The following is a 23,500-nucleotide window of genomic DNA, read 5'->3' as shown; positions in this document are numbered from 1 at the left end:
CCACCTCGACACAGGCCCTGGGGTCAGGCGGTCCCCTCTAGCGACAGGATTCCGTAGTCGTAGCCGCGGCGCCGGTAGACGACGCTGGGCCGGCCGCTCTCCTTGTCGAGGAAGAGGTAGAAGTCGTGGCCGACGAGCTCCATCTGGAAGAGGGCGTCGTCGACGGTCATCGGGTCGGCGGGATGTTCCTTTTCCCGCACGATGCGCCACGGCTGGTCGCCATCGTGTTCGGCGAGCGCGGTGGCTACGGATGACTCCTCGGCCGATTCGGCGGCTCGGGTGAGGTCGGTCGGCAGGCCGGCGGTGGCGGCGGCTACCGAGACGGGCGCGTGCCGCCCGCGGTGGACCCGGCGGCGGTCGGCCGAGCGGCGCAACCGTCCGTCGAGCTTGGTGATGGCGCAGTCCAGGGCTGCGTAGAAGTCCTTGGCGCAGGCCTCGGCACGAACGACCGGGCCTCTCGTCATGACGGTGATCTCGACCCGCTGGCACTTGTCGGACTGGCGAGGGTTGCGTTCGTGGAAAAGCTCCACATCGGCCCTGATCAGCTTCTGGTCGTAACGCTCGACCTTGCTCAGCTTGTCGGCGACGTGCTCCCGGTAATGGTCGGGAACCTCTACGTTGCGGCCCTTGACGACAATGTCCACTCGTGACCTCCCCCAACGTTGGTGCTGTGCGGGCGCCCTTCGACCGGTGCCGGGGGCGCCGAACTGCGACGCGGTGTGCTGGCTTTTGGTTACGGCGACGCCGGCGCCTTGAGCACCATGCGTGACCGTTCGCGAATGAGACGACTCCTTTCCGGTGGCGGGTACCACTGCGCTCTCCCGGTGGGCGGGTAAGCGATGACGCTTACCCTCGTCACCAAGACGCTAACGTGCCGATGCTCCCGCGTCACCCCTCGTTTCGGATAGCTGATCGTTGACCTTCCGCCCTTTGGGTACCACCGGGCGGTAATCATGCGAAACCGCTCTTCGCAGTTGCGTGGCGGCCAGCACCGCAGCCCCTGCGACCTGCATGTCCGCCTCCTCGAGACGACATCTCACCGCGGCCAGCGTGGCTCCGGTCGTGACGATGTCGTCCACCACCACCAGCGTGCCTTCGATCGGCCTCGCGTGCCGGGAAAACCCGATTCGCCGGGAGCGGATTCGCAGCGAACTCTCAGCCGCCGTCCGGCGTTCGATGACACTCAGTGACGCGGAGTCCGGGCGCGGTAACGCCTCGAGCGGCCGGGCCACATCAGCCTTCCAACCCGCGGCGCGCAGCCGGCGCACCGCCTGTGCGGCGAGGCGTGCCATGTGGTCGCCGTGCCGCTCGCGGACCGCCGCGGCGGTCGACGGCACCGGGATCAGCGTGACCGGGCGCCGGGCCGGGGCGAGCGCCGCCACCGCCGTGGCGAGCAGCGTCCCGAGCGGCGGGGCGAGCCGGTGCCGGCCCTTCTCCTTGTAGGCGAGCAGGACGCCCCGCAGAGGCCCCTGATAGGCCCCTACGGCAACGCAGGGCGGCAACCCCGGTGGAGGTGGGGTCGGCGCCGTCCGGAACGGCCGCAGGGCTTCCAGGGCCGTCGCGCAGCCGGCGCACACCCCGTGCCGCAGCGGCGTCCGCTCGGCGTCACACCCGGCGCAGGCGGCCGGCAGCACGAGGTCGGCGAGATCGCCGAGCAGGCCAGGCATCGGTCACTCGAGGAAGAAGGGCGCCGTCGGCACCGCCCCGCCCTGGGGCGAGGGGCTCGGGCCGACCAGGCTTTCGGTGCCGATCGTCTCGGCCGCGGTGAGCACGTCCCACGCGACGCCGGCCGTCTCGTACGACTCGATGTCGGCGTTCTCGAGCTTGGTGACCGGGTTCGCCGGGTACGCGGTGAGGTACGTGATCGCGCTCTTGCCGACGTCGTCGAGGCGGGTGTACCGCACCGCGCCGTCCACTGTCACGTCGACCACCGAGTACCGCGGCGAGTCCCGCGGCGAGTCGTCGCGCACGCCCGCCACCGCGAAGTAGGTCTCGCTGCTCCAGGCCACCGCCGCGACCTTCGCGAACCCCGGCGCCAGGACCTGCTCGCCCTTGCTCATGCTGGGCGCGTCCCCGCCGGTGTCGAGAGTCGCGCGGTAGAGCTGGCCGCCGGAGACCAGGGCGACCCGGTAACCGTCGGGAGCGACCGAGATCGCGGAGATCGGGCCCGGAGCGCTCTCCCACGCGACCGGCACGGCCGGCGACCCGCCGGCCCCGAAGCTGTAGAGCTTGCCGTTCACCGTGATCAGGCCGACCGCGCCGGCCGGGTCGTTGTCGGCCGCTACCGCCCAGACCGGGCGGCCGAGCGAACCGGAGGTGCCGACCTCCTTGAGGGCGGCCTGCTGGCCGGTGCGGGCGACGGCGACCTTGAGCTTGGCGTTCTTGCCGCTGCCGACGACCACCGCCGCGTACGTGTGCGTGCTGGAGGTGCTCATCGCGGCCACGGAGATGTTCTTGTTCTCCTCCGGCTTGAGCACCGGGATCGGGGCGTCGGGCTGGGCCGACTTGGTGATCCGGCGGATCACGCCGGCGTACACCACGAACCGCTCCGGCTGACTGACCAGCCGGTACGCCGGGTTGCTGCTCCGGTAGTCGACGTCGGAGTACCGTCCCGCGTCCTGATGGCCGATCTTGAGCTCGAGCGTGAACGGATCGGCGCCCTCCCGCAGCGACCACTGCAGCTGCCGGCGCAACCTGTCCAGCGCCCGGGCGTCGCCGGTCGGCACCGCCTGCGCGTTCAGGGTCACCGTGAGCGTCCCGTTGGTGGGCGCCGGCACGTTGTCGGGCGCGATGGTGCCGCTCGGCAGACCGTGCGCCACGTCGCCGAGCCACGCCGCCGGGCCCTCCACCAGCCAGCTCAGGATGGTCGTCGGCCGCTGGTCGCTGGGCACGTCGAGCGGCATGTAGCGCAGGTCGGGGACCAGCGAGGTGTTCTCGTTGTTCCAGAAGTAGATCGTGCGGCGCTCGTAGAAGTTGGCCAGCGCGGTGTCGGAGAGCAGCAGCACGTTCTTCGGCGGGTCCAGCACGAAGAAGCCCTGCTGCCCGGAGACCGGGCCGACGCGCACCTTGTACTCCTTGGCGGCCTCGACGCTCGGCTCGAGAACGCCGTTCTTCCGGAGCTGGCCGACCTGCTGGGCGATGAAGGAGATCTCCGGGTCGCCCGGGGTGACCAGCGGAGTGCCCTTCAGCCGGACAACCATCACCCGCATGTCGGGACCGGCCTGGAAGTCCGCCTTCGCATCCTCCGACAGGAAGGCCTTGACCCGGTTCACCGCGCCGTCGGGATCGCCGGCCGCGGCCTCGAGGTAGTAACTGAGCAGCTGCAGCGGGGTGTTGGCGGAGATGCGGGTGTTGCGCACCGCGGGGACCGAGTTGTCGCGGCCCCCGGGTCCCCCGGTGGGGCCGGGACCGACGACGGTCACGTTCGTCTCGTCGGGGATGCCGCATCCGCCCAGCAACAGAGCGGCCACCGCCACGACGGCCAGCAGGCCACGGCGCATCACACCACCTCCGCGGGGGCGTCGGTCTCGGGCGCGACGGGCGTGGCCTCGATCGCCGGCGCCCGGTCGCGGGGAATCAGCGGCAGCGGCGCGGACAGCAGCCGGTCGCCGGACCGGACCGGCAGGGTGAGCCGGAACTGAGCGCCCTCGCCCGGCGCGCCCCACGCCTCGAGCCACCCGCCGTGCAGCCGGGCGTCCTCGGCGCTGATCGACAGGCCGAGGCCGGTGCCGCCGGTCTGCCGGGCCCGGGACGGGTCGGCGCGCCAGAACCGGTTGAACACCAGGCGCTCCTCCCCCGCCTTGAGGCCGATGCCGTGGTCGCGCACGGTGACCGCCACGGCGCCGTCGTCGGAGGCCAGCGTGACCTGCACCGGCCGGCCCTCGCCGTGCTCGACCGCGTTGCCCACCAGGTTGCGCAGCACCCGCTCGACCCGGCGCGGGTCGACCTCGGCGATCACCGGCGCCTCCGGCACGCGCAGCTCGATCGTCACGCCGACCCGGTCGGCCAGCCCGGTGAGCCGGTCGGTCACCCGCTGCACGATCGGGACCAGGTCGGTGTGCTCGGCGTCGAGCGCGGCGAAGCCGGCGTCGAAGCGGCTGATCTCGAGCAGGTCGGTGAGCAGGCTCTCGAACCGGTCCAGCTCGGCCTGCAGCAGCTCGGCGCTGCGCGCCACCGCCGGGTCGAACTCCTCGCGCTCGGAGAAGATCAGGTCGGCCGCCATCCGCACCGTGGTGAGCGGGGTGCGCAGCTCGTGCGACACGTCGGAGGTGAAGCGGCGCTGGAGGCGGGACATCTCCTCGAGGCGGACGATCTGCCGCTGCAGGTTGGCCGCCATCTGGTTGAACGAGGCGGCCAGCAGGGCCAGGTCGTCCTCGCCGTCCACCTTCATCCGCTGGTCGAGCAGGCCGGCCGAGAGCCGCTGGGCGGTACGGGCGGCGCCGCGCACGGGCAGCACCACCAGCCGGGTGACCAGGCCGGCCACCACGCCCAGCAGGATGACCAGGGCCAGGCCGGTGACCAGCACCGTGGTGCGGATCTGGTTGGCCGCGCTGTCCTCGGTGGTCAGCGGCACGAGGTAGTACAGCTCGACGTGGCCGAAGCGGACCGGCACGGTCGTCCCGTACACCAGGTATTTGACCCTGCTGCCGCCGACCTCGGCGGTGCGGACCTGCTCGGCGACCTTGCCGTCGCTCGAGACGGCCCGCCGGAGGTCCTCGGTGATCAGCTCGTCGGTGCTCATCTTGGCCGAGGTGACCGGCACGATCCCGGGGAAGTTGTCGGCGCGCAGCGAGACGATCGAGCCGCCGGACTCGGCCGGGTCACCGTCGGCCAGGTTGCTGACCGTGGTGTTGATGGTCCGCCCGAGCGTGGGGTCGTCGGCCGTCACGTAGACGCTCAGCTGGGACTGTGCGTACTTCACCTTGCTGTTCATCGACGAGGCGACCTCGTCATGGGCGCGGTTGAGCAGGATCCGGGCGCTGTTCTGCGCCACGAAGTAGCCGAATGCGCCGACCAGCACGCTGGAGGCGACCAGGGTCAGCGCCACGATGCGCAGCTGCAGCGACCTGCGCCACTGCCGGCGGGCCGGCGCCGACCAGTGCTCGAACCGGCGCCCGAGCACGCGCGAATACCGCCGGAGCACCCTCAGGGTGCGGCGGACGGGCATCGGGAGCCAGGCGGGAGCGCGCATCTCAGCGGCAAGGTTAGCCGCTCGGGACGCCTAGGCGGTGCCTGCCTTGTAGCCGACCCCCCGCACGGTCAGGATGATCTCGGGGCGCTCGGGGTCGGGCTCGATCTTTGCCCGCAGCCGCTGGACGTGCACGTTGACCAGCCGGGTGTCGGCCGCGTGCCGGTAACCCCAGACCTGCTCGAGCAGCACCTCGCGGGTGAACACCTGACGCGGCTTGCGGGCGAGCGCGACCAGCAGGTCGAACTCGAGCGGGGTCAGCTTGACCTCCTCGTCGTCGCGGCTCACCGTGTGCGCCGGGACGTCGATGGTGATCTGGTTGCCGGGCGGGCCGATGGTGAGCAGCTCCGGCGCGGCGTCCTCACCGCGGCGCAGCCGGGCGCGCATGCGCGCCACCAGTTCCTTGGGCTTGAACGGCTTGACCACGTAGTCGTCAGCGCCGGACTCGAGGCCCAGCACGACGTCCACCGTGTCGCTCTTGGCGGTGAGCATGACGATCGGGATGCCCGACTCGGCGCGGATCGCACGGGCCACGTCGATGCCGCTCATGCCGGGCAGCATCAGATCGAGCAGGACGATGTCCGGCCGGCTTTCGCGGAACGCGGCCAGGGCGCGCTCGCCGTCGGCGACGAACGAGGGCAGGAATCCCTCGCTACGCAGGACGATGCCGAGCATCTCGGCCAACGCTGGGTCGTCATCGACGACGAGTACCCGGGCTCTCATGCGGTCCAATATTGCACTGTCCTCCCAGACCCCGCGTACCCTGGTGCCGATCTTGCTTGCCGGCAGCCTACGCGAAGAGCGCCCGTCCCCAGAAGTCGTCGGGTCCGGACACCCCCGGCGGGCAGGCGAACAGGCCGCTGGAGACGTGCCGGACGTACTCGTTCATGGCGTCGTGACGGGCCAGATTGAGCTGGATCGGCACGAAATGCGTGCGGGGATCCCGCTGGTACGCCATGAAGAACAACCCGGCGTTGAGCCGCCCGAGCCCGTCCGAACCGTCCACGAAGTTGTATCCGCGCCGCAGCAGCCGCGCGCCCTTGTTCGTCTCCGGATGCGCGAGCCGGATGTGCGCGTCCACCGGCACCTGCGGATCGCCGGCGCCGTTCAAACCCTGCAGGTCGATCTCGTCGAACTCCTTGGCCTGCCCGAGCGCGGCGCCCTCGCCCTTGGTGCGCCCGATGATGGTCTCCTGCTCACCGAGCGAGGTGCGGTCCCACGTCTCGACCATCATTCGGATCTTCCGGGTGACCAGGTACGACCCGCCCGTCATCCACTCCGGCCCGTCGCCCGGCGCCACCCAGAGGTGCTCCTTGAGCAGGTCGGCCTCCTCGGCCTTGAGGTTGGCGGTGCCGTCCTTGAAGCCGAACAGGTTGCGCGGCGTCGCCTGGCTGGTGGACGTCGACGACGTACGCCCGAAGCCCAGCTGCGACCAGCGCACGGTGACCACGCCCATGCCGATCCGGGCCAGGTTGCGGATCGCGTGCACCGCCACCTGCGGGTCGTTGGCGCAGGCCTGCACGCACAGGTCGCCGCCGGAGATGTCCGGGTCGATGGTGTCGCCCGGGAAGTGCGGCAGGTCGGCAAGCGCGGCCGGCTTGCGGGCCGCCAGCCCGAAACGGTCCTTGCCGGACGCGTCGCGGAACAGGGTGGGCCCGAAGCCGACGGTCAGCGTGAGGCCGGAGGCCGGCAGCCCGATCGCCTCGCCGGTGTCGTCCGGCGGCGCCTCGAGGATGCCCGCGGTGGCCCCGACCGGTCCGGCGTCCTGCCCGGCGGTCATCCGGGCGGCCGCCGCGGTCCAGTCCTTGAGGAGCTGGATCAGTTGCGACCGGTCCTTGGTGACCACGTCGAACGCCACGAAGTGCAGCCGGTCCTGTGCGGGAGTGACGATGCCGGACTGCACAGCGCCATGGAAGCCCACCGAATCCGACGAAACCGGCACTCCCGTTTCCTCGGATGAGGAGGCGGAGGTCAGCAACGCGCCGCCCACGGCGGACAGGCCGGCTATCCCGGCCACCCCGGCGCCGGCGAGCCCGATGGCCCGCCGGCGGGAAACCCTGTTCTCGGCCATGGCTACTTCTCGGCAATCACGCCGGCGACCTTGCTGATCGGCTCGGCGACGGCGTTGATGACGTCGGAAAGGCCCTTGAGCTCAGCCTCGCTCAGCTCGGTCTGCAGCTTCCACCCGTCGCCGGAGCGGTACTTCTCCAGCTCCTTGTCGACGTTGGCGAACCCGGTGTCGATCTGCTTGACCAGCTCGGGGTCACGCTGCTCGAGCGCGGGCCGCAGCGCCGCGACGGCGGCCTGCGAGCCGTCCACGTTGGCCGCGAAGTCCCACAGGTCGGTGTGCGAGTAGCGGTCCTCCTCACCGGTGATCTTGCTGGTCGCGACCTCGTCGAGGAGCTCCTTGGCGCCGTTGGCCAGCTGCAGCGGGGACAGCTTCTCGGCCTTGGCCTTGGCGGCGATGTCCTTGACGTCGGTCAGCAGCTGGTCGGCGATCGCGCCGTCCTTGCTGATGTCCTTGGTCTCCCACAGGTCCTTCTCCAGCTTGTGGAAGCCGGTGAAGGGCAGCTCGGCGGTGGCGTCGTCCTCGCGGCCGTCGATCTTCGGGTCGAGGTCGCCGAAGATCTCCGCGACCGGCTCGATCCGCTCGTAGTACGTGCGGGCCACCGGGTACAGCTGCTTCGACTTCTCGACGTCGCCGGCCTTCACCGCGGTCACGAAGTCGGTGGTCTTCTCGACCAGCGCCTCACTCTGCGAGGTGATGTACCGGGTGTAGCTGTCGGTCGCCTGGGAGAGCAGCGCGTCCTCGGTGAGCGCCGCCGCCGAGCCGGAGACGGTCAGGTCGTTGCGGATGCCCGCGCCGACCATGCCCGGCTTGCAGGCGGTCTGGTACGTGCCGGCCGGCAGCTCGACCCGCAGCTCGCGGGAGAGGCCGGGGGTGATGTTCTCGACCTCGCCCATCACCCGGTCCCCGGCGGCGTACACGTAGAACTCGGTGACCTTGGAGCCCGAGTTCGAGACCGCGAAGACGTGGGTGCCGGCGTCGAGCTGGCTCTTGGCCACCTCGCATGCCGAGTCGGAGGCCTTCACCGTGATCGGGCCGCCCGCGGCCGTCGTAGAGGAATCCGATTTGTCACCGCAGGCGGCGACGGCGCTGACCGCCACCAGCGAAATGATCAAAGGGGTGCGACGCACGAGGGTCTCCTATGCGGGGGTGGTAGCCGGGGCAGGCTTGCGCACCGGCCAGAGGAAGAGCACGAGGACGGGGATCACGTACGCGAACCAGGCGACCACCTCGAGCACCGTCGGCTCGGGGGTGATGTTGAACATCCCGGCGAGCAGGGTGGCGTACCAGGTGGACGGGTCGAGCCAGCTCGCCGCGTGGTAGGCGATGTCGTTGCCGCCGGGCAGGACGGTGGCCTCCTGCAGCGAGTGCACGCCGTACTTGAAGATGCCGGCCGCGACCAGGATCAGCAGCACGCCGGTCCACTTGAAGAAGACGGTCAGGTTGATCCGCACCGCGGTCGCGTACATCAGGTAGCCGATCGCGATCGAGGTGGCGACGCCGCCCAGCAGCGCGACCAGGGGACCGCCGTCCAGGTTGGCGCCCCGCACCGCGGCGTAGAAGATCAGCGAGGTCTCGAGGCCCTCGCGGACCACCGCGAGGAAGGCCATGAAGCCGACCGCCAGCGAGCCGACGGCCAGCGCGTCCTGCAGCTTGTTGCGCAGCTCGCCGGCGATGCCGCGAGCGGCCCGCCGCATCCAGAAGATCATCCAGGTGACGAAGCAGACCGCCGCGATCGAGGTGATCGCCTCGAACATCTCCTGCTGCTTGAAGTCCTGCAGAAGAGTCGTCTCGGTGTAGTTGAGCAGCCAGCCGAACAGGACGGAGACCGCCACCGCGGCCCCCACGCCGATCCAGACCAGCTTGAGCTTGTCCTTGCGCTCCGACTTGACCAGGAACGCGATGAGGATGCTGACCACCAGGGTGGCCTCCAACCCCTCGCGCAGTCCGATGAGGTAGGTGGCAAGCATGGCTCTCCGATTTAGCTAAGGCGACCCTAAGTTAGGTTGGCCATACCTTAGCAAGGGTGTCCTACGTTTTGTAGGGACCCCCCCACGCAAGAAGGGCGGCCCCGCGAGGGACCGCCCGTTCCGGTGATGCGAGAGCCTCAGGCTCCGGGACGGTCGAACTCCCCCGCCCGGATCCCGGCGATGAACCCCGTCCACTCCGTGGCGGCGAAGGTGAGTACGGGACCGTCGACGTCCTTCGAGTCGCGCACCAGCACGGCCGACGGAACGTTCGCCACCTCGACGCAGTGGCCGGCGGCCGCGCTTCGAGTGCTCTTACGCCAGGTGAGAGTGGCGTGCATGGCTGTCCCCTTCCAGGATGCAATCGCCTCCATTTCAGCTCACGGAGCCGCCGCGCAGCCGAGCGCTTCCTCCCTTTCAGCGATAACCGTTCGGCTCTCTTCTGCCGACAAAGAGCGTTCCCGCAGGTCATCGAGGGCGTCCCGGTAGACCTCGACCTCGTCGGGCTTCACCCGGAAGAGACCGCCGATCAATCCCTCGCTGTGCACGATCGGGCCGCGGGTGCCCGATGTGAACTCCAGCACCATGAACGACTCGGCCTGGCCGGCGTGCGCGCCCGCCGAGAACGGCAGGATCCGGATCTCGAGGCCCGGCCGGCGGCCCATGTCCAGCAGTTTCGCCAGCTGGCGGCGCAGCACGCCGGGCCCGCCCACCTCGCGGTACAGCACCGCCTCGTCGAGGACCATCAGCAGCGTCGGCGGCGGCTCCCGGGTCAGCACCGCCTGCCGGGCCATCCGCAGCGCGAGCCGGCGGTGGATCACGGCCTCGTCGCCGACGTCGGCGCCGACCTCGATCACGGCGCGGGCGTACTCGTCGGTCTGGAGCAGGCCGGGGACGACCTGGTTCTCCCACTCGCTGATCCAGACCGCCTCGGCCTCGAGGGCGACGAACTCGTCGTACGGATCCGGGACGGACGAACGGTAGGGCGTCCACCAGGCGCGGGTGCGGCCACGGCGGGCCAGGTCGCGCAGGCGGTCACGGTCCTCCGCCCGTACGTCATAGATCGCCAGCAACCGGTCGAGGTCGTCCTCGGTGATCGAGGTGTGCGCGGTCTCGATCCGGGAGAGTTTCGACTCGGACCAGCCGAGCGCGGCGGCGACCCCGGCCGCGCGCCGATCGGCGCGCAGCCGGCGCAACTCGTTGCCCAGCTCGCGGCGTGCGGTGGAAGTCGGCCTCGGCACGCCAGCCACCATAGCCAAACATGAGTAGCGCTCTGCAACTTGCACCGCACACTATGCACTTGCACGCAGGTCAGCGGGCATGCCGTAATGGACGTGAACGACGGGATCACGGCGGCGGCAACCGTCGTGCGCCCGGAGAAATCGAGCCCCCGTCCGCGGGCGACGGGGGCTCGATGCCTCAATAGCGATAGTGATCCGGTTTGTACGGACCCTCGACCGCCACGCCGAGATAGGCGGCCTGCTCCTTGGTGAGCTCGGTCAGGTGCACGCCGAGCGCGGCCAGATGCAGGCGGGCGACCTTCTCGTCCAGGTGCTTCGGCAGCACGTAGACGCCCACCGGGTACTCCGACGTCTTCGTGAACAGCTCGATCTGCGCGATCGTCTGGTTCGAGAAGCTGTTGCTCATCACGAACGACGGGTGGCCGGTCGCGTTGCCGAGATTCAGCAGGCGCCCCTCGGACAGCACGATGATCGAGTGCCCGTCGGCGAAGCGCCACTCGTCGACCTGCGGCTTGATGTTGACCTTCGTGACATCGCCGCGCCGGCTCAACCCGGCCATGTCGATCTCATTGTCGAAGTGACCGATGTTTCCGACGATGGCTTGATGCTTCATCTTCGCCATGTGCTCGTGGGTGATGACGTTGAAGCATCCCGTGGCGGTCACGAAGATGTCGGCCGACGAAACGACGTCGTCGAGCGTCGCGACCTGGTAACCGTCCATCGCGGCCTGCAGCGCGCAGATCGGGTCCACCTCGGTCACGATCACCCGGGCGCCCTGCCCGCGCAGCGACTCGGCGCAGCCCTTGCCCACGTCGCCGTACCCGAACACGACCGCCACCTTGCCGCCGATCAGCACGTCGGTGCCCCGGTTGATGCCGTCGATCAGCGAGTGCCGGCAGCCGTACTTGTTGTCGAACTTCGACTTGGTGACCGAGTCGTTCACGTTGATCGCCGGGAACAGCAGCGTGCCGTTCTGCTGCATCTCGTACAGCCGGTGCACACCGGTCGTCGTCTCCTCGGTGACGCCCTTGATGCCGGCCGCCACCCGCGTCCACCGCCGGTCGTCCTCGCCGAGGCTGCGCGCCAGCAGCCCGAGGATCACCGCATACTCCTCGGAGTCGGCGGTGTCGGCCGGGGGCACCGCCCCGAGCTTCTCGAACTCGGCGCCCTTGTGCACCAGCAGCGTGGCGTCACCGCCGTCGTCGAGGATCATGTTGGGCCCCTCGCCGTCCGGCCACAGCAACACCTGCTCGGTGCACCACCAGTACTCGTCGAGCGACTCGCCCTTCCACGCGTAGACCGGCACACCCCGCGGCTTCTCCGCCGTGCCTTCCGCGCCCACCACGATCGCCGCCGCCGCGTGGTCCTGCGTCGAGAAGATGTTGCACGAGGCCCACCGCACCTGCGCGCCGAGCGCCGTCAGCGTCTCGATCAGCACGGCGGTCTGGATCGTCATGTGCAGCGACCCCGTGATCCGGGCGCCTTGCAGCGGCTGGCTCGGCCCGTACTCCCCGCGCAACGACATCAGGCCGGGCATCTCGTGCTCCGCCAGCTCGATCTCCTTGCGCCCGAACCCCGCAAGCGAGAGATCGGCAACCTTGAAATCGCCCTCGGCAACACTCAGCGGCCGGTTCGACGCGCTCATCCCTGCTCCCGGTTCGTGAGATCGGTCGTCCGGCGGCGTGAATGCCGGGTCACCCTCAATCTGCCACTCACGCTTCGTGCGGACGCGAAATTCCATCGGATACGAGGTACCGGCCGTCCGCAACCGCAGCAGCGCCGCCCCCGCCGCGCAACGCGAGCCCTCTGCAACACCGGCGTGTGCCGCGACCGCCGGGCTGACCTGCCTCGAAAGGGCCAAACCATAGCGAACGGGGCGACAGGCCTAAGCCCGCCGCCCCGTTCATCCCCCCGGTTTGGTACCGCGCGCGTCCGTGGGACCCCCCGATCACCAATGACGCTGCGTGGTTATAGATTCACACTCCGCATTCACCATGTCAAGCAAATCCGGAAATTTCATATTCTGTCCCTCCACCAAGCGTGACCAGAGTGATGAAGAGTGCCAAAGCTCCCCCTGCGATCACGCAGCGCGACACGCCCAGCCGACACGCCGAATGCGCGCGTCGGCCCGCCTGTTCGCAGATCTTGATGACCTGGTGTCTGGCGCGAACAGCAACTCACCATCCTTCGGCCCGCTCGATCGCCTCCTGGCCGACTTAACGGAAATGTCGGTCTTGAGCCGGGCGTTTCGCGCAGCGCGTGCGAGGGCGAGGGCGAGGGCGCGTGCGAGGGCGAGGGCGCGTGCGAGGGCGAGGGCGAGGGCGACGCCACACGCCGCGGCCCGCAGCCGCCCGGGTCTGCCACCGAGCTCAGCCCGGCGGTCGCGGCACTGGCGCGAGTGGCGCCTGGGTCGCGTGGCGCGCCGGGCCGGTGGCTGCTGCGGTTGGGTTCGGGCCGAGGCACGTATCGGATAAGGAGCGTGACCCGAACGCCCAGCGCAAGTCAGGCGGGTACGGCGGCGACGAAAGCTTGACCCGTGCCCGCGAGCTTGATTTTGCCGGCGCTGGCGGGGGCGAAGGCGGCCTCGCCACCGCTCAGCTCGATCGGGGTGCCGTCGACGGACTCGCCGGCGAAGAGGTCGCCCGACGTGGCCAGGATGATGCGCGGGCCGCCGGCGGGGATCTCGAGTGGGGGGCGGGTGCCGTCGAGGTCGACGCGGTACAGGACGAAGTCGGGGATCGGGACCTGCCAGGTCTGGACGCCGGGGGCCACCTCGGTCGACCGCAGGATCGGGTCGTCGAGGACCTCGAAGCGCAGGACCTTGAGCAGCTCGTCCACGTCGACGCGCTTGGGGGTGAGGCCCCCGCGCAGGACGTTGTCGCTGGCGGCCATCAGCTCGACGCCGAGGCCCTTGAGGTAGGCGTGGAGGTTGCCGGCGGGCATCCAGATCGCCTCGCCGGGCTGCAGGCGCACGTGGTTGAGCAGCAGCGCGACCAGGACGCCGGGGTCGCCGGGATAGCGGCCGGCCAGGTCGGCGGCCAGCTCGGAGACGCCGGAATCGCGAACGGACGCGGTCAGCGCCTCGCGGTCGTCCGGCGGCCAGGTCAGCAGGGTCTCCACGGCGGAGCGCAGGTCGCCGTCGCGGAGGGACTTGATCACTGGGTCCAGCGACGGGACGGCGAGGGAATCGAGGGTGTCGGCGGCCGCGTCAGGGGCCCGGAAGCCGCAGAGCGCCTCGAACGGGGTCAGCGCGACCAGCATCTCGGGCTTGTGGTTGGCGTCCGTGTAGTTCTTGGGAAGAGCCGGGTCGGCCTGCTGGCGGGCGAACGCCTCGCGGGCGTAGTCGCGGTCGGGGTGGGCCTGCAACGAGAGCGGCGCGCCGGCGGCGAGGACCTTGAGCAGGAAGGGCAGGCGCGGGCCGAACTCGGCCGTCACCTGCTCTCCCAGCTGGTCCTTCGGGCTGCCGGCGATGAGCGTGTCGAGACTGACGTCGCCCGCGGAACCGCCGACGAGGGACGGGTCGTCGGGGTGGGCGCCCAGCCACAGCTCGGCCTCGGGGGCCTCGGTGGGGCTGGGACGGCCCTGGAGGTCGGCGATCGCGGTGTGGGAGCCCCACGCGTAGGGGCGGATGACACCGGTCAGCGGATACACGGTCATAAGCGGCAAACTAGCATTTAAGTCGCCGTGGCGGGGGTGCCCTCGGCGGCGGCCGACTGCGGCTTGCGCTCGTGGTAGATGTCGGGCTCGATGTAGATCACACGCGCGATCGGGATGGCCTCGCGGATGCGGCTCTCGGTCTCGTCGATGTGCTTGGCCAGGTCGTCGGCGCGCTCGGTGCGCGGCACCGCGATCTTGACGGCGACCAGCAGTTCCTCGGGGCCGAGGTGCAGGGTCTTCATGTGGATGATCCGCTCGATGCCGTCGCCGGCCAGGATCGCGGCCTCGATCTTCCGGACGTCCTCGGGGTTCGCCCCCTCGCCGATGAGCAGGCTCTTCGTCTCGATCGCCAGGACCACCGCGATCGCGACCAGCAGGACGCCGATGGCCGCGGTGCCGATGCCGTCCCACACGCCGTCGCCGGTGATCAGCGTGAGCGCCACGCCAAACAGGGCCAGGACCAGGCCGATCAGGGCGCCGGTGTCCTCGAGCAGCACCACCGGGAGCTCGGGCGCCTTGGCGCGGCGCACGAAGTTGACCCAGGTGGTCTTGCCGCGGGTGTGATTGGACTCCTTGATCGCGGTCATGAACGAGTAGCTCTCGAGGCCGATCGCGATGACCAGCACGACGACCGGCACCCACTGCCACGAGTGGATCGGCTCGGGGTGCTGGATCTTGTGCCACGCCTCGTAGAGCGCGAACAGGCCACCGACGCTGAACAGCACGATCGACACGATGAACGCGTAGATGTAGCGCTCCCGGCCGTAGCCGAAGGGGTGCTCGGGGGTGGCCTTGCGCTGCGACTGCTTGCCGCCGATCAGCAGCAGGAGCTGGTTGCCGGAGTCGGCGACCGAGTGGATCGCCTCGGCCAGCATCGACGACGAGCCGGTCAGCAGCCAGGCGATGAACTTGGTGACCGCGATGCCGAGGTTCGCCGCCAAGGCGGCGATGATCGCGCGGGTGCCGCCCTCTGTGCTCACTGGATTCCCTCGGGCATGGGGTTGGACAGCTCCTTCATCTCGCTGATCGCGGGAACGGCCATCGGGTCGAGCCCATGGGCCAGGGCGAGGTACAGGGAGGCGAAGTCGGGCACGGCGGTCAGCGAGGCGAGCCGCTCCAGCGCCGAGCCGCCCTCGGCGGTGAGCACGTCGCAGCGCACGCCGCGCCGCTCGGCGAGGGTCTGCACCGCGTCGGCGCGGCGCTCCTCGACGGCGATCGGCTCGTCGGCGTCGTCCTCGGGGTTGAGGCCGCCGTCGCGGAAGACCACCAGCCGCAGGCGGGTGGTGGCGGCGGCGTCGTCCTCGTCGCCGGGGTCGGCGAAGATGTCGCGCGACGACTCGGCGAGCCCGCCGAAGACGCCGTCGAGCAGGCCGACCCGGCCGCGACCGGCCTCGCCGAGCGCGCCGGCCATCACCGGATAGCGCGCGTTCGCCGCGAGCGTGTCGGCGAAGCGGCGGGCCGCGACGGTGGCCAGCGGGGACGAGCCCCAGACGATCGGGATCGAGCCGGCCAGGCCGAGCGCGAGGGCCTTGGCCGGGTTGACGAACGAGTCGGCGCCGGGGCGGCAGCGCTCGGCGTCGGCGTCCAGCCGGGTCGCGGTCTCGGCCAGGTCGGCCTCGTTGACCTTGACCAGGCCGAGGGCGCGGCCGGCCAGCAGCACCGGGACGGCGAGGCCCCAGAGGCTGGCGCGTGCGGGAGCGCGGCGGGGCACCGGGATGAACGGCGCGCGGGCCCGCTCGGCCATCGCCTGCAGCTCGGTGTCGGGGTTGCCGATCGCGACCAGGCGGGCGCCCCGGCGGATGGCCGCCTCGGCGGCGGCGAGGGCCTCGGGGCTGCGCCCGGAGGCGCTGACCGCGAAGACCACGTCGGCCGCGCCGACCCAGCCGGGGATGCCGGCGCTGCGGTGCCCGATGATCGGCACGGGGCACCGGTGGCCGGCCACGGTGGCCAGGATGTTGCCGGTCAGGCCGGCGGTGCCGATGCCGGCGACGACGACCGCGCGGGGGCGGCCCTCGTCGGCCAGCATGGTCAGATCGGTCTCGGCGGCCAGCGCCGCCGACTCGCGCACCTGGGCGCCGGCCGACGCGGTGGCACGGAGCATGCCGCCCGGGTCGTTGTCGAGCATCGACTTCTCGTCGTCGAGCAGCGACTCGTCGGCGACCCGGTGCCCGTTGACCCCCGCCATCAGGCCTTCTCTCCACTCGGCTGACGCGCCTCGTCGAGCAGGAGCACCGGGATGTCGTCGCGGATCTCGAAGATCCGTCCGCACTCCGTGCAGGTCAGGGTCTGCGCACCGGCGTCGTAGGTCAACGGCGCGTGGTGCGTGTCCGGGCAGGCCAGGATGTCCAATAACTGTGGATCGAGGGCCACCGAACGACTCCTAACGGTGTTACGGAAGGGTAAGCCCCCTGATCCTAACCGCGCACGATCGCGAGCACTTCGTCCCGTAGCGATGCCATGCGGTCGGGCTTGGGGGCCTCCACGTTGAGCCGCAGCAAGGGCTCGGTGTTCGAGGCGCGCAGGTTGAACCAGGCGCCGTCGGGCAGCGTCGCGGTCATGCCGTCCAGCTCGTCGATGGTCGCGTCGGGGAAGGCCGCGCGGACCTCGGCGACCTTGGTCTTCGCGTCGGCCACCGTGGAGTTGATCTCGCCGGAGGCGGTGTAGCGCTCGTACTCGGCGCCCAGCTCGGACAGCGGCCGCTCCTGGCCGCCGAGCGCGGCCAGCACGTGCATGGCGGCCAGCATGCCGGTGTCGGCGAACCAGAAGTCGCGGAAGTAGTAGTGGGCCGAGTGCTCGCCGCCGAAGACCGCGTTGGTGCGGGCCATCTCGGCCTTGATGAACGAGTGGCCGACCCGGCTGCGGACCGGCTTGCCGCCGTTCTCGGTGATGATCTCGGGCACCGCGGCCGAGGTGATCAGGTTGTGGATGACCGTGCTGCCCGGGAACTTGCCCAGCTCGCGCACGGCGACCAGCGCGGTGATCGCGGACGGCGAGACCGGGTCGCCGTTCTCGTCGATGATGAAGCACCGGTCGGCGTCGCCGTCGAACGCGATGCCCAGGTCGGCGCCCTGCTCACGGATGGCTTGCTGCAGGTCGGCCAGGTTGGCCGGGTCGAGCGGGTTGGCCTCGTGGTTGGGGAACGAGCCGTCGAGCTCGAAGTACATCGGGACGATCGTGAGCGGCAGGGCCGGCAGCACCTGGTCGCCGAGGACGGCGGGCACCGTGTAGCCGCCCATGCCGTTGCCGGCGTCCACGATGACCTTGAGCGGCCGGATGCCGGCGAGGTCGACCAGCGAGCGCAGGTGCGCGGCGTAGTCGCGCAGCAGGTCGCGGGTCTCCACCCGGTACGGGCCGTCCGCCTCCGCGTTGAGGTCGCGCAGCAGCTCCTCGGCGCGGCGGCGGACGACGGCGAGGCCGCTGTCCTGGCCGACCGGCTTGGCGCCGGAACGGCACAGCTTGATGCCGTTGTACTGCGCCGGGTTGTGGCTGGCGGTGAACATCGCGCCGGGCAGGCCGAGCGCGCCGGAGGCGTAGTAGAGCTCGTCGGTCGAGGCCAGGCCGATGCTGAGCACGGCGGCGCCGGCCGCGTTGGCGCCACGGCCGAACGCGGCGGACAGGCCCGGGCCGGACTCCCGCATGTCGTGGGCGATGACTATCTGATCCGCGTTGTCGCCGGACTCGCGCAACATCTCGACGAAGGCAGTGCCGAGCGCGCGGGCCACCGACTCGTTGAACTGGTCGGGCACCGTGCCGCGCACATCGTAGGCCTTCACGATCTTGGACAGATCGGACAACTCTCCCCCTAAGCCAGGTAACTCCCGCCGAGAGTAACGGAGCATCGGAAACGTTCGGGGGGCATTCCGGCAGCGCCACTGTTACGCGTGACCTTGTCGAGACAGGTGATGCGGGTCACGATGGTGGGACTGGAGGTGCCCTCTTGGCCAACCCATGGCTCGCCCTCGATCACGGCGCCGATCCCGCCGAGCGGATCCGCCAGGTCGGGCGGGCTCATGAGCGGTTTTTGTCCGGAGATTTCGCAGTTCCGCAGATCCGCCCGGTGGTCGCGGAGTCCTGGAAGAGGTCGGCCGACACGCTGCGCGACCCGGACGGCACCGCGCCGATCGAGCTGAGCGACGGGGAGCTCGAGGAGTACCGGGCGGCGCACCCGCTGGCGCGGGCACTGCCGATCCTTCGCGATCTGCTCGGTGGGATGGCCGAGGACGGCGACCACTTGATGGCGGTCTGTGACGCGTACGGGCGGCTGCTGTGGGTCGAGGGGGCCGGCTCGGCGCTGCGCGGGGCCGAGCGGATGAACTTCGTGCCCGGCGCGCGCTGGGACGAGGAGCACGCCGGGACGAACGCGCCGGGCACCGCGATCGCGCTCGACCACTCGGTGCAGATCTTCGCGACCGAGCATTTCAGCCGGTCGGTGCAGCGCTGGACCTGCGCGGCGGCCCCGATCCACGACCCGGGCACCGGGCGACTGCTGGGCGCGATCGACGTGACCGGCGGCGACCACCTGGCCAACCCGCACAGCCTGGCGCTGGTCCGGGCCACGGCGCTGGCGGCGGAGGCTTACCTGGGCAGCCACCGGCCCCCGCCGGCGGCCGCGGGGCGGGTGACGGCGCTCGGCCGCAACGAGGCGACGCTCACCTTCGGCGGGGTGCGGCAGCGGCTCGGCCGGCGGCACTCGGAACTGGTCGTCCTGCTCCTGGCGCACCCGCAAGGGCGTACGGGAGAGGAACTTGGATTTGATCTTTATGGCGACGCCGCAAGCCCGGTGACCGTGCGCGCCGAGCTGTCCCGACTGCGCCGGACGCTGGGGCCGGAGCTGCTCGAGTCGCGCCCCTACCGGTTGCGCGCCTCGCTGGACGCCGATTTCCACACGGTGACCCGCCTGCTGGAGCAGGGCCGGGTCGCGGAGGCTTTGGATGAGTACGCGGGACCGCTGCTTCCCTTCTCGGACGCGCCCGGCGTGACCCGGATGCGCCGGATGATCGACGGCCACCTGCGCGCGGCGGTGCTCTCCTGCGGCGACCGCACGCTGATGCACACCTGGCTGCACTCCCCCTCGGGCGCCGACGACCTGGAGATGTGGGAGTCGTACACGAAGCTCCTCCCGCACGGCTCCCCCGCCCGCCCTCTCGCCGTCAGCCGAGTCCGTGAACTGGCCGTTGAATACGGACTGCGCCCGCCGATGCCGGGGGCTCCGAAAATGACGAGGCGGAGCTGATGTCATTTTCGGCGCCCCCGGCATCGGCCCCGAAGGGCGCAGTCCCCGCGAGCCGGAGGCGACGCCGGTCCGCGCTGCCTTGCAACCAGGTTGCAACGTCCGCGTAACTAGCTTCGGCAGCACCTACCCCCAAAGGTGCGGAGGCTGCCATGACCACCTACTCAGCGCCCGGTTCCGACGGCTCGATCGTCAGCTACCAGTCGCGGTACGACAACTACATCGGCGGCGAGTACGTCCCGCCGGCCAAGGGGCAGTACTTCGAGAATCCGTCGCCGGTCACGGGCGAGGCCTTCACCGAGATCGCCCGGGGCACCGCCGACGACGTGGAGAAGGCGCTCGACGCGGCGCACGGCGCCGCCGACGCGTGGGGCCGCACCTCGGTGGCCGAGCGGGCGAACATCCTCAACAAGATCGCCGACCGGATCGAGGCGAACCTCGAGAAGATCGCCGTCGCCGAGGCCTGGGAGAACGGCAAGCCGGTCCGCGAGACCCTGGCCGCCGACATCCCGCTCGCGATCGACCACTTCCGCTACTTCGCCGGCGCGATCCGCGCCCAGGAGGGCACGGTCGGCGAGATCGACGACGACACCATCGCCTACCACTTCCACGAGCCGCTCGGCGTGGTCGCCCAGATCATCCCGTGGAACTTCCCGATCCTGATGGCGACCTGGAAGCTGGCGCCCGCGCTGGCGGCCGGCAACGCGGTCGTGCTCAAGCCGGCGGAGCAGACCCCGGCCTCGATCCACTACCTGATGTCGCTGATCGGCGACCTGCTCCCGCCGGGCGTCGTCAACATCGTCAACGGCTTCGGCGTGGAGGCCGGCAAGCCGCTCGCCTCCTCCAACCGGGTCGCCAAGGTCGCGTTCACCGGCGAGACCACGACCGGGCGCCTGATCATGCAGTACGCCTCGGAGAACCTGATCCCGGTCACGCTGGAGCTGGGCGGCAAGAGCCCGAACATCTTCTTCGAGGACGTCAGCCGCGAGGACGACGACTTCCTCGACAAGTCGCTCGAGGGCTTCTCGATGTTCGCGCTCAACCAGGGCGAGGTCTGCACCTGCCCGTCACGCGCGCTCATCCAGCAGTCGATCTACCAGGACTTCCTGGCCGCCGGTGTGAAGCGGGTCGAGAACCTCAAGCAGGGCAACCCGCTCGACACCGACACCCAGGTCGGCGCGCAGGCCTCCAACGACCAGCTCGAGAAGATCCTGTCGTACATGGACATCGGCCGGCAGGAGGGCGCCAAGGTGCTCACCGGCGGCGGCCGGGCCGACCTCGGCGGCAACCTCTCCGGCGGCTACTACGTCCAGCCGACGATCTTCGAGGGCAACAACGCCATGCGGATCTTCCAGGAGGAGATCTTCGGGCCGGTCGTGTCGGTGGCCTCGTTCGCCGACTACGCCGACGCCGTCAAGATCGCCAACGACACGCTGTACGGCCTCGGCGCCGGCGTGTGGACGCGCGACATCAACCTCGCCTACCGGGCCGGCCGCGCGATCAAGGCCGGGCGGGTCTGGACGAACTCGTACCACCTGTACCCGGCGCACGCCGCGTTCGGTGGCTACAAGCAGTCCGGCATCGGCCGGGAGAACCACAAGATGATGCTGGACCACTACCAGCAGACGAAGAACCTGCTGGTGTCGTACAGCCCGAAGGCGATGGGCTTCTTCTAGAGATGGCCACCCGAGTTGACGTGACCCCGGCGGCCGCCGACATGATGCGGCGGCTGCGGGGGCAACACGGTCCGCTGATGTTCCACCAGTCCGGCGGGTGCTGCGACGGCAGTTCACCGATGTGCTACCTCGAGGGCGAGTTCCGCACCGGCCAGTCCGATGTGCTCCTCGAGTCCCTGAAGATCGACGGGGTGGACGAGCCGATCACGTTCTGGATGTCCGCCTCGCAGTTCGAGCTGTGGAAGCACACCCACTTGACGGTGGACGTGGTCCCGGGCCGCGGCGCCGGCTTCTCCCTCGAAGCTCCCGAAGGTGTTCGATTCCTCATCCGTTCCCGCCTGCTGAGCGAACAAGAGTTGGCGGAGCTGAGCTAGCTGGCTCCGCTTCGCTCCGCGGGCGATCGTGCCTAATACTCCGGGGGAGGGTCGTGGCGTAGGCGGCTGTACAGCAGGCCGTCACGCCACGCTCCGGAGCGCCACTCGGCCGCCCGGATTACGCCTTCCCGGGTGAAACCCGCCTTGAGCAGCGCTTTCTGCTCGGCGATGTTCTCCGGCTGGGTGCCGGCCTGGACCCGCTCGATCGGCAGGTGCTCGAAGAGGTAGTCGGTCAGCATCGCCTGCGCCCGCCAGCCGATCCCCCGCCCGCGGAACTCGGGCAGCAGCGCAATCCCGATCTCGCACCACTCGCCCTGGACGCCGTAGAGGCCCTTCCAGTACGCGACGAAGCCCGCCGCCGACCCGTCGGCCTCGACGATCAGCCGTCCCTTGCCGTCCTCGAGGAAGCCGGACTCGGCGAACTCCTTGTCGATCTTGTTGACGCTGCGGAAGCCGACCCATGTCGTGGGCGCGAACGCCGGATCCTGCGCGAACGTCCGCAGAATGTCCAGTTCGTCCGCTCGGACGGGGCGCAACCTGAGATCCATCCGACCAGGATGGCCGATTTCATCCGATCGTGCGCGCCCGTACGTACTGCCTGCCGTGAAACCAAGCATCGCCCGGCTGACCGAAATAACCCGAAAAATTGGGATTGGTGGATACCGTTCGCGTGACTTGGATCCCGAAAGCGTGCCGAGACGCGCATGGCGGCTGGCATTGGAGCGCTCCCGGCAGGCAGTGTCGTGGTTCGAGCCACCGATGGCACTCGAACCGCCCGGGGAGGGTTTGATGCGGTTGTCGCAATCCAAGAAGCTGGTCCTGTTCGGCGTCGCCCTGCTGATGGTGGGACTCGCCGGGCGCGCTTTCGCGGACACGACGCCGGCGGACACCCGTACGGAAGCAAAACCAGTCGTCTCGGCACCCAGCGCGACCAAGAAACCGAAGCCCAAGCCTTCGCCTTCGAAGAAGGCGGTCGCCAAGAAGGTGTCGGCGAAGAAGGGCGTGGGACCGGGCGGCAGCAAGATGACCACGGGTACGAAGGCAGTGGCGCTCACCTTCGACGACGGGCCCGATCCGCGGCAGACGCCGCAGATCCTCAAGCTGCTGGCGAAGAACAAGGTGCACGCGACCTTCTGCCTGGTGGGCCGCAACGTGCAGAAGCACCCGGAGTTGGTGCGGCAGATCGTGGCCGGCGGTCACACCCTGTGCAACCACACGTGGAGTCACGACCTCAAGCTCGGCAAGAAGACGACCGCGCAGATCAAGGCCGACATGGCGCGCACCAACGCGGCGATCCGCAAGGCCGCGCCCGGCGCGAAGATCAAGTACTTCCGGGCGCCCGGCGGCAACTTCACGCCCGCCGTCGTCTCGATCGCCAAGTCGATGGGGATGGGCTCGCTGTACTGGAAGGTCGACCCGCGCGACTGGGACCACCCGAAGGGCGAGACGCACGCGCAGCACCGGACCAAGGTGATCTGGCGGGTCGAGCACAACACCCACGCCGGGGCGATCGTGCTCTCGCACGATTACGCCCAGCCGGACACGATCGCGGCCTACCGCACGCTGGTGCCGTGGCTGAAGAAGAGGTACTCCCTGACCGGCCTCTAGTGGGTCGGCGGGATCACGCGGAGGTGGCCGCGGCGGCCGGTCTGGTGACCGGGGAGGTGCTGCTCGTCGGTGCGCGGCGGCGGGGCCGGCGGCCGGGCGGCCTCGCGGACGGCGTCGGCGAGCGCGACCAGGTCGTCGGTGGTGGGGGGCGGGGGCGCGAAATCGCCGTCGTGCCGGACGAGCTCCCAGCCTCGGGGGGCGGTGAGGCTGCGGGCGTGCGGCTCGCAAAGGTCGTACGTGTGGGGCTCGGCGAACGCCGCCAGGGGGCCGACGACGGCGGTCGAGTCGCTGTAGACGTAGGTCAGTGTGGCGACCGCCTGTCGGGGACAGCCGTTCCGGGAGCAGCGCCGTGGGGACCTCACGGCGGCACGTTATCGCCCCGCGGGCTCGCGTGGGGGGCGATGCCCCGCGACACGCCGACCCCCACTGCATCACGATTCGGCCATGGCCGTCCGACACGCCAACTCGATCAGACGACATTGGTCGAGGAC

Annotated in this window: 22 protein-coding genes; 4 read left to right on the top strand and 18 right to left on the bottom strand. The window is 70.2% G+C overall.

From position 1 onward, the window contains the following. Nucleotides 1-23: 23 nt before the first annotated feature. The 16 genes from hpf to ACQPZX_RS05120 all read right to left on the bottom strand — a co-directional run bounded on the left by hpf (nt 24) and on the right by ACQPZX_RS05120 (nt 17,915). Nucleotides 24-644 (bottom strand): ribosome hibernation-promoting factor, HPF/YfiA family, encoded by a 621-nt coding sequence (gene hpf / locus ACQPZX_RS05195; protein ID WP_433375064.1) that lies wholly within the window; start codon nt 642-644, stop codon nt 24-26. Nucleotides 645-866: 222 nt separating this feature from the next. Then, nucleotides 867-1,667 (bottom strand): ComF family protein, encoded by an 801-nt coding sequence (locus ACQPZX_RS05190; RefSeq protein WP_433375061.1) that lies wholly within the window; start codon nt 1,665-1,667, stop codon nt 867-869. 3 nt (nt 1,668-1,670) lie between these two features. Then, nucleotides 1,671-3,500: an LpqB family beta-propeller domain-containing protein gene (locus ACQPZX_RS05185; RefSeq protein WP_433375058.1), complete on the bottom strand. Its 1,830-nt coding sequence runs from the start codon at nt 3,498-3,500 to the stop codon at nt 1,671-1,673. Beyond that, entirely contained in the window at nt 3,500-5,191 is a 1,692-nt protein-coding gene (mtrB, locus tag ACQPZX_RS05180) for an MtrAB system histidine kinase MtrB (RefSeq protein WP_433375055.1), read from the bottom strand. The genes ACQPZX_RS05185 and mtrB overlap by 1 nt, the downstream gene beginning before the upstream one ends. A 30-nt stretch (nt 5,192-5,221) precedes the next feature. Then, a complete protein-coding gene (mtrA, locus tag ACQPZX_RS05175; RefSeq protein ID WP_433375052.1) occupies nt 5,222-5,911 on the bottom strand; it encodes an MtrAB system response regulator MtrA in 690 nt (229 codons plus the stop codon). A gap of 67 nt (nt 5,912-5,978) precedes the next feature. Next, complete coding sequence (gene efeB / locus ACQPZX_RS05170) at nt 5,979-7,259, bottom strand: iron uptake transporter deferrochelatase/peroxidase subunit (protein ID WP_433375049.1); 1,281 nt, start codon at nt 7,257-7,259, stop codon at nt 5,979-5,981. Nucleotides 7,260-7,261: 2 nt separating this feature from the next. Then, complete coding sequence (efeO, locus tag ACQPZX_RS05165) at nt 7,262-8,386, bottom strand: iron uptake system protein EfeO (protein ID WP_433375046.1); 1,125 nt, start codon at nt 8,384-8,386, stop codon at nt 7,262-7,264. A 9-nt stretch (nt 8,387-8,395) separates the two neighbouring features. After that, a complete protein-coding gene (efeU, locus tag ACQPZX_RS05160; protein WP_433375043.1) occupies nt 8,396-9,226 on the bottom strand; it encodes an iron uptake transporter permease EfeU in 831 nt (276 codons plus the stop codon). A gap of 137 nt (nt 9,227-9,363) precedes the next feature. Further along, on the bottom strand, nt 9,364-9,564 hold the full coding sequence (locus ACQPZX_RS05155; RefSeq protein ID WP_378971696.1) for a DUF397 domain-containing protein: 201 nt from the start codon (nt 9,562-9,564) through the stop codon (nt 9,364-9,366). Between the two features lie 39 nt (nt 9,565-9,603). Then, a complete protein-coding gene (locus ACQPZX_RS05150) occupies nt 9,604-10,464 on the bottom strand; it encodes a helix-turn-helix domain-containing protein (protein WP_433375040.1) in 861 nt (286 codons plus the stop codon). Nucleotides 10,465-10,642: 178 nt separating this feature from the next. After that, nucleotides 10,643-12,109: an adenosylhomocysteinase gene (gene ahcY / locus ACQPZX_RS05145; RefSeq protein ID WP_433375037.1), complete on the bottom strand. Its 1,467-nt coding sequence runs from the start codon at nt 12,107-12,109 to the stop codon at nt 10,643-10,645. A gap of 857 nt (nt 12,110-12,966) precedes the next feature. Beyond that, entirely contained in the window at nt 12,967-14,121 is a 1,155-nt protein-coding gene (manA, locus tag ACQPZX_RS05140) for a mannose-6-phosphate isomerase, class I (protein WP_433375034.1), read from the bottom strand. 17 nt (nt 14,122-14,138) lie between these two features. Next, a complete protein-coding gene (locus tag ACQPZX_RS05135; RefSeq protein ID WP_433375031.1) occupies nt 14,139-15,101 on the bottom strand; it encodes a cation diffusion facilitator family transporter in 963 nt (320 codons plus the stop codon). Further along, the gene (locus tag ACQPZX_RS05130; protein ID WP_433375028.1) at nt 15,098-16,306 is read right to left on the bottom strand and encodes an SIS domain-containing protein; all 1,209 of its coding nucleotides are present in this window, start codon (nt 16,304-16,306) and stop codon (nt 15,098-15,100) included. Before ACQPZX_RS05130 ends, ACQPZX_RS05135 begins: the two co-directional genes overlap by 4 nt. Beyond that, nucleotides 16,306-16,491, bottom strand: coding sequence for a Trm112 family protein (locus ACQPZX_RS05125; protein ID WP_433375025.1), 186 nt, complete (start codon nt 16,489-16,491; stop codon nt 16,306-16,308). The genes ACQPZX_RS05130 and ACQPZX_RS05125 overlap by 1 nt, the downstream gene beginning before the upstream one ends. 44 nt (nt 16,492-16,535) lie before the next feature. Next, the gene (locus tag ACQPZX_RS05120; protein WP_433375022.1) at nt 16,536-17,915 is read right to left on the bottom strand and encodes a phosphomannomutase/phosphoglucomutase; all 1,380 of its coding nucleotides are present in this window, start codon (nt 17,913-17,915) and stop codon (nt 16,536-16,538) included. A gap of 143 nt (nt 17,916-18,058) precedes the next feature. On the opposite strand from ACQPZX_RS05120, the gene ACQPZX_RS05115 reads away from it, so the two are divergent. The 3 genes from ACQPZX_RS05115 to ACQPZX_RS05105 all read left to right on the top strand — a co-directional run bounded on the left by ACQPZX_RS05115 (nt 18,059) and on the right by ACQPZX_RS05105 (nt 21,401). Then, nucleotides 18,059-19,354, top strand: coding sequence for a GAF domain-containing protein (locus ACQPZX_RS05115; RefSeq protein ID WP_433375020.1), 1,296 nt, complete (start codon nt 18,059-18,061; stop codon nt 19,352-19,354). 149 nt (nt 19,355-19,503) lie between these two features. Continuing rightward, entirely contained in the window at nt 19,504-21,027 is a 1,524-nt protein-coding gene (gene adh, locus ACQPZX_RS05110; protein ID WP_433375017.1) for an aldehyde dehydrogenase, read from the top strand. A 2-nt stretch (nt 21,028-21,029) separates the two neighbouring features. Next, nucleotides 21,030-21,401 (top strand): DUF779 domain-containing protein, encoded by a 372-nt coding sequence (locus tag ACQPZX_RS05105; protein WP_433375014.1) that lies wholly within the window; start codon nt 21,030-21,032, stop codon nt 21,399-21,401. Between the two features lie 32 nt (nt 21,402-21,433). Here ACQPZX_RS05105 and ACQPZX_RS05100 read toward each other — a convergent pair whose 3' ends face one another. Beyond that, nucleotides 21,434-21,949, bottom strand: coding sequence for a GNAT family N-acetyltransferase (locus ACQPZX_RS05100; RefSeq protein ID WP_433375011.1), 516 nt, complete (start codon nt 21,947-21,949; stop codon nt 21,434-21,436). A gap of 241 nt (nt 21,950-22,190) precedes the next feature. Between ACQPZX_RS05100 and ACQPZX_RS05095 the strand changes: the two genes are divergently transcribed. Further along, nucleotides 22,191-23,009 (top strand): polysaccharide deacetylase family protein, encoded by an 819-nt coding sequence (locus ACQPZX_RS05095; protein WP_433375008.1) that lies wholly within the window; start codon nt 22,191-22,193, stop codon nt 23,007-23,009. On the opposite strand, the gene ACQPZX_RS05090 is transcribed toward ACQPZX_RS05095, so the two are convergent. Continuing rightward, on the bottom strand, nt 23,006-23,371 hold the full coding sequence (locus tag ACQPZX_RS05090; RefSeq protein ID WP_433375005.1) for a DUF3499 domain-containing protein: 366 nt from the start codon (nt 23,369-23,371) through the stop codon (nt 23,006-23,008). The genes ACQPZX_RS05095 and ACQPZX_RS05090 overlap by 4 nt on opposite strands. Between the last annotated feature and the right edge of the window lie 129 nt (nt 23,372-23,500).

It is taken from the genome of Actinoplanes sp. CA-142083 (assembly GCF_050942195.1).
In the GTDB taxonomy this organism is placed as follows: Bacteria; Actinomycetota; Actinomycetes; order Mycobacteriales; family Micromonosporaceae; genus Actinoplanes.
Note: the sequence above shows the minus strand (reverse complement) of the source record. Positions and strands in the feature narration are given on the sequence as shown.

Coding starts and splice junctions, on each gene's coding strand:
- ACQPZX_RS05190 (WP_433375061.1), bottom strand. CDS start 1,667: ATGCCTGGCCTGCTCGGCGATCTCGCCGACCTCGTGCTGCCGGCCGCC.
- ACQPZX_RS05185 (WP_433375058.1), bottom strand. CDS start 3,500: ATGCGCCGTGGCCTGCTGGCCGTCGTGGCGGTGGCCGCTCTGTTGCTG.
- mtrB (WP_433375055.1), bottom strand. CDS start 5,191: ATGCGCGCTCCCGCCTGGCTCCCGATGCCCGTCCGCCGCACCCTGAGG.
- mtrA (WP_433375052.1), bottom strand. CDS start 5,911: ATGAGAGCCCGGGTACTCGTCGTCGATGACGACCCAGCGTTGGCCGAG.
- efeB (WP_433375049.1), bottom strand. CDS start 7,259: ATGGCCGAGAACAGGGTTTCCCGCCGGCGGGCCATCGGGCTCGCCGGC.
- efeU (WP_433375043.1), bottom strand. CDS start 9,226: ATGCTTGCCACCTACCTCATCGGACTGCGCGAGGGGTTGGAGGCCACC.
- ACQPZX_RS05155 (WP_378971696.1), bottom strand. CDS start 9,564: ATGCACGCCACTCTCACCTGGCGTAAGAGCACTCGAAGCGCGGCCGCC.
- ahcY (WP_433375037.1), bottom strand. CDS start 12,109: ATGAGCGCGTCGAACCGGCCGCTGAGTGTTGCCGAGGGCGATTTCAAG.
- manA (WP_433375034.1), bottom strand. CDS start 14,121: ATGACCGTGTATCCGCTGACCGGTGTCATCCGCCCCTACGCGTGGGGC.
- ACQPZX_RS05130 (WP_433375028.1), bottom strand. CDS start 16,306: ATGGCGGGGGTCAACGGGCACCGGGTCGCCGACGAGTCGCTGCTCGAC.
- adh (WP_433375017.1), top strand. CDS start 19,504: ATGACCACCTACTCAGCGCCCGGTTCCGACGGCTCGATCGTCAGCTAC.
- ACQPZX_RS05105 (WP_433375014.1), top strand. CDS start 21,030: ATGGCCACCCGAGTTGACGTGACCCCGGCGGCCGCCGACATGATGCGG.
- ACQPZX_RS05100 (WP_433375011.1), bottom strand. CDS start 21,949: ATGGATCTCAGGTTGCGCCCCGTCCGAGCGGACGAACTGGACATTCTG.
- ACQPZX_RS05095 (WP_433375008.1), top strand. CDS start 22,191: ATGCGGTTGTCGCAATCCAAGAAGCTGGTCCTGTTCGGCGTCGCCCTG.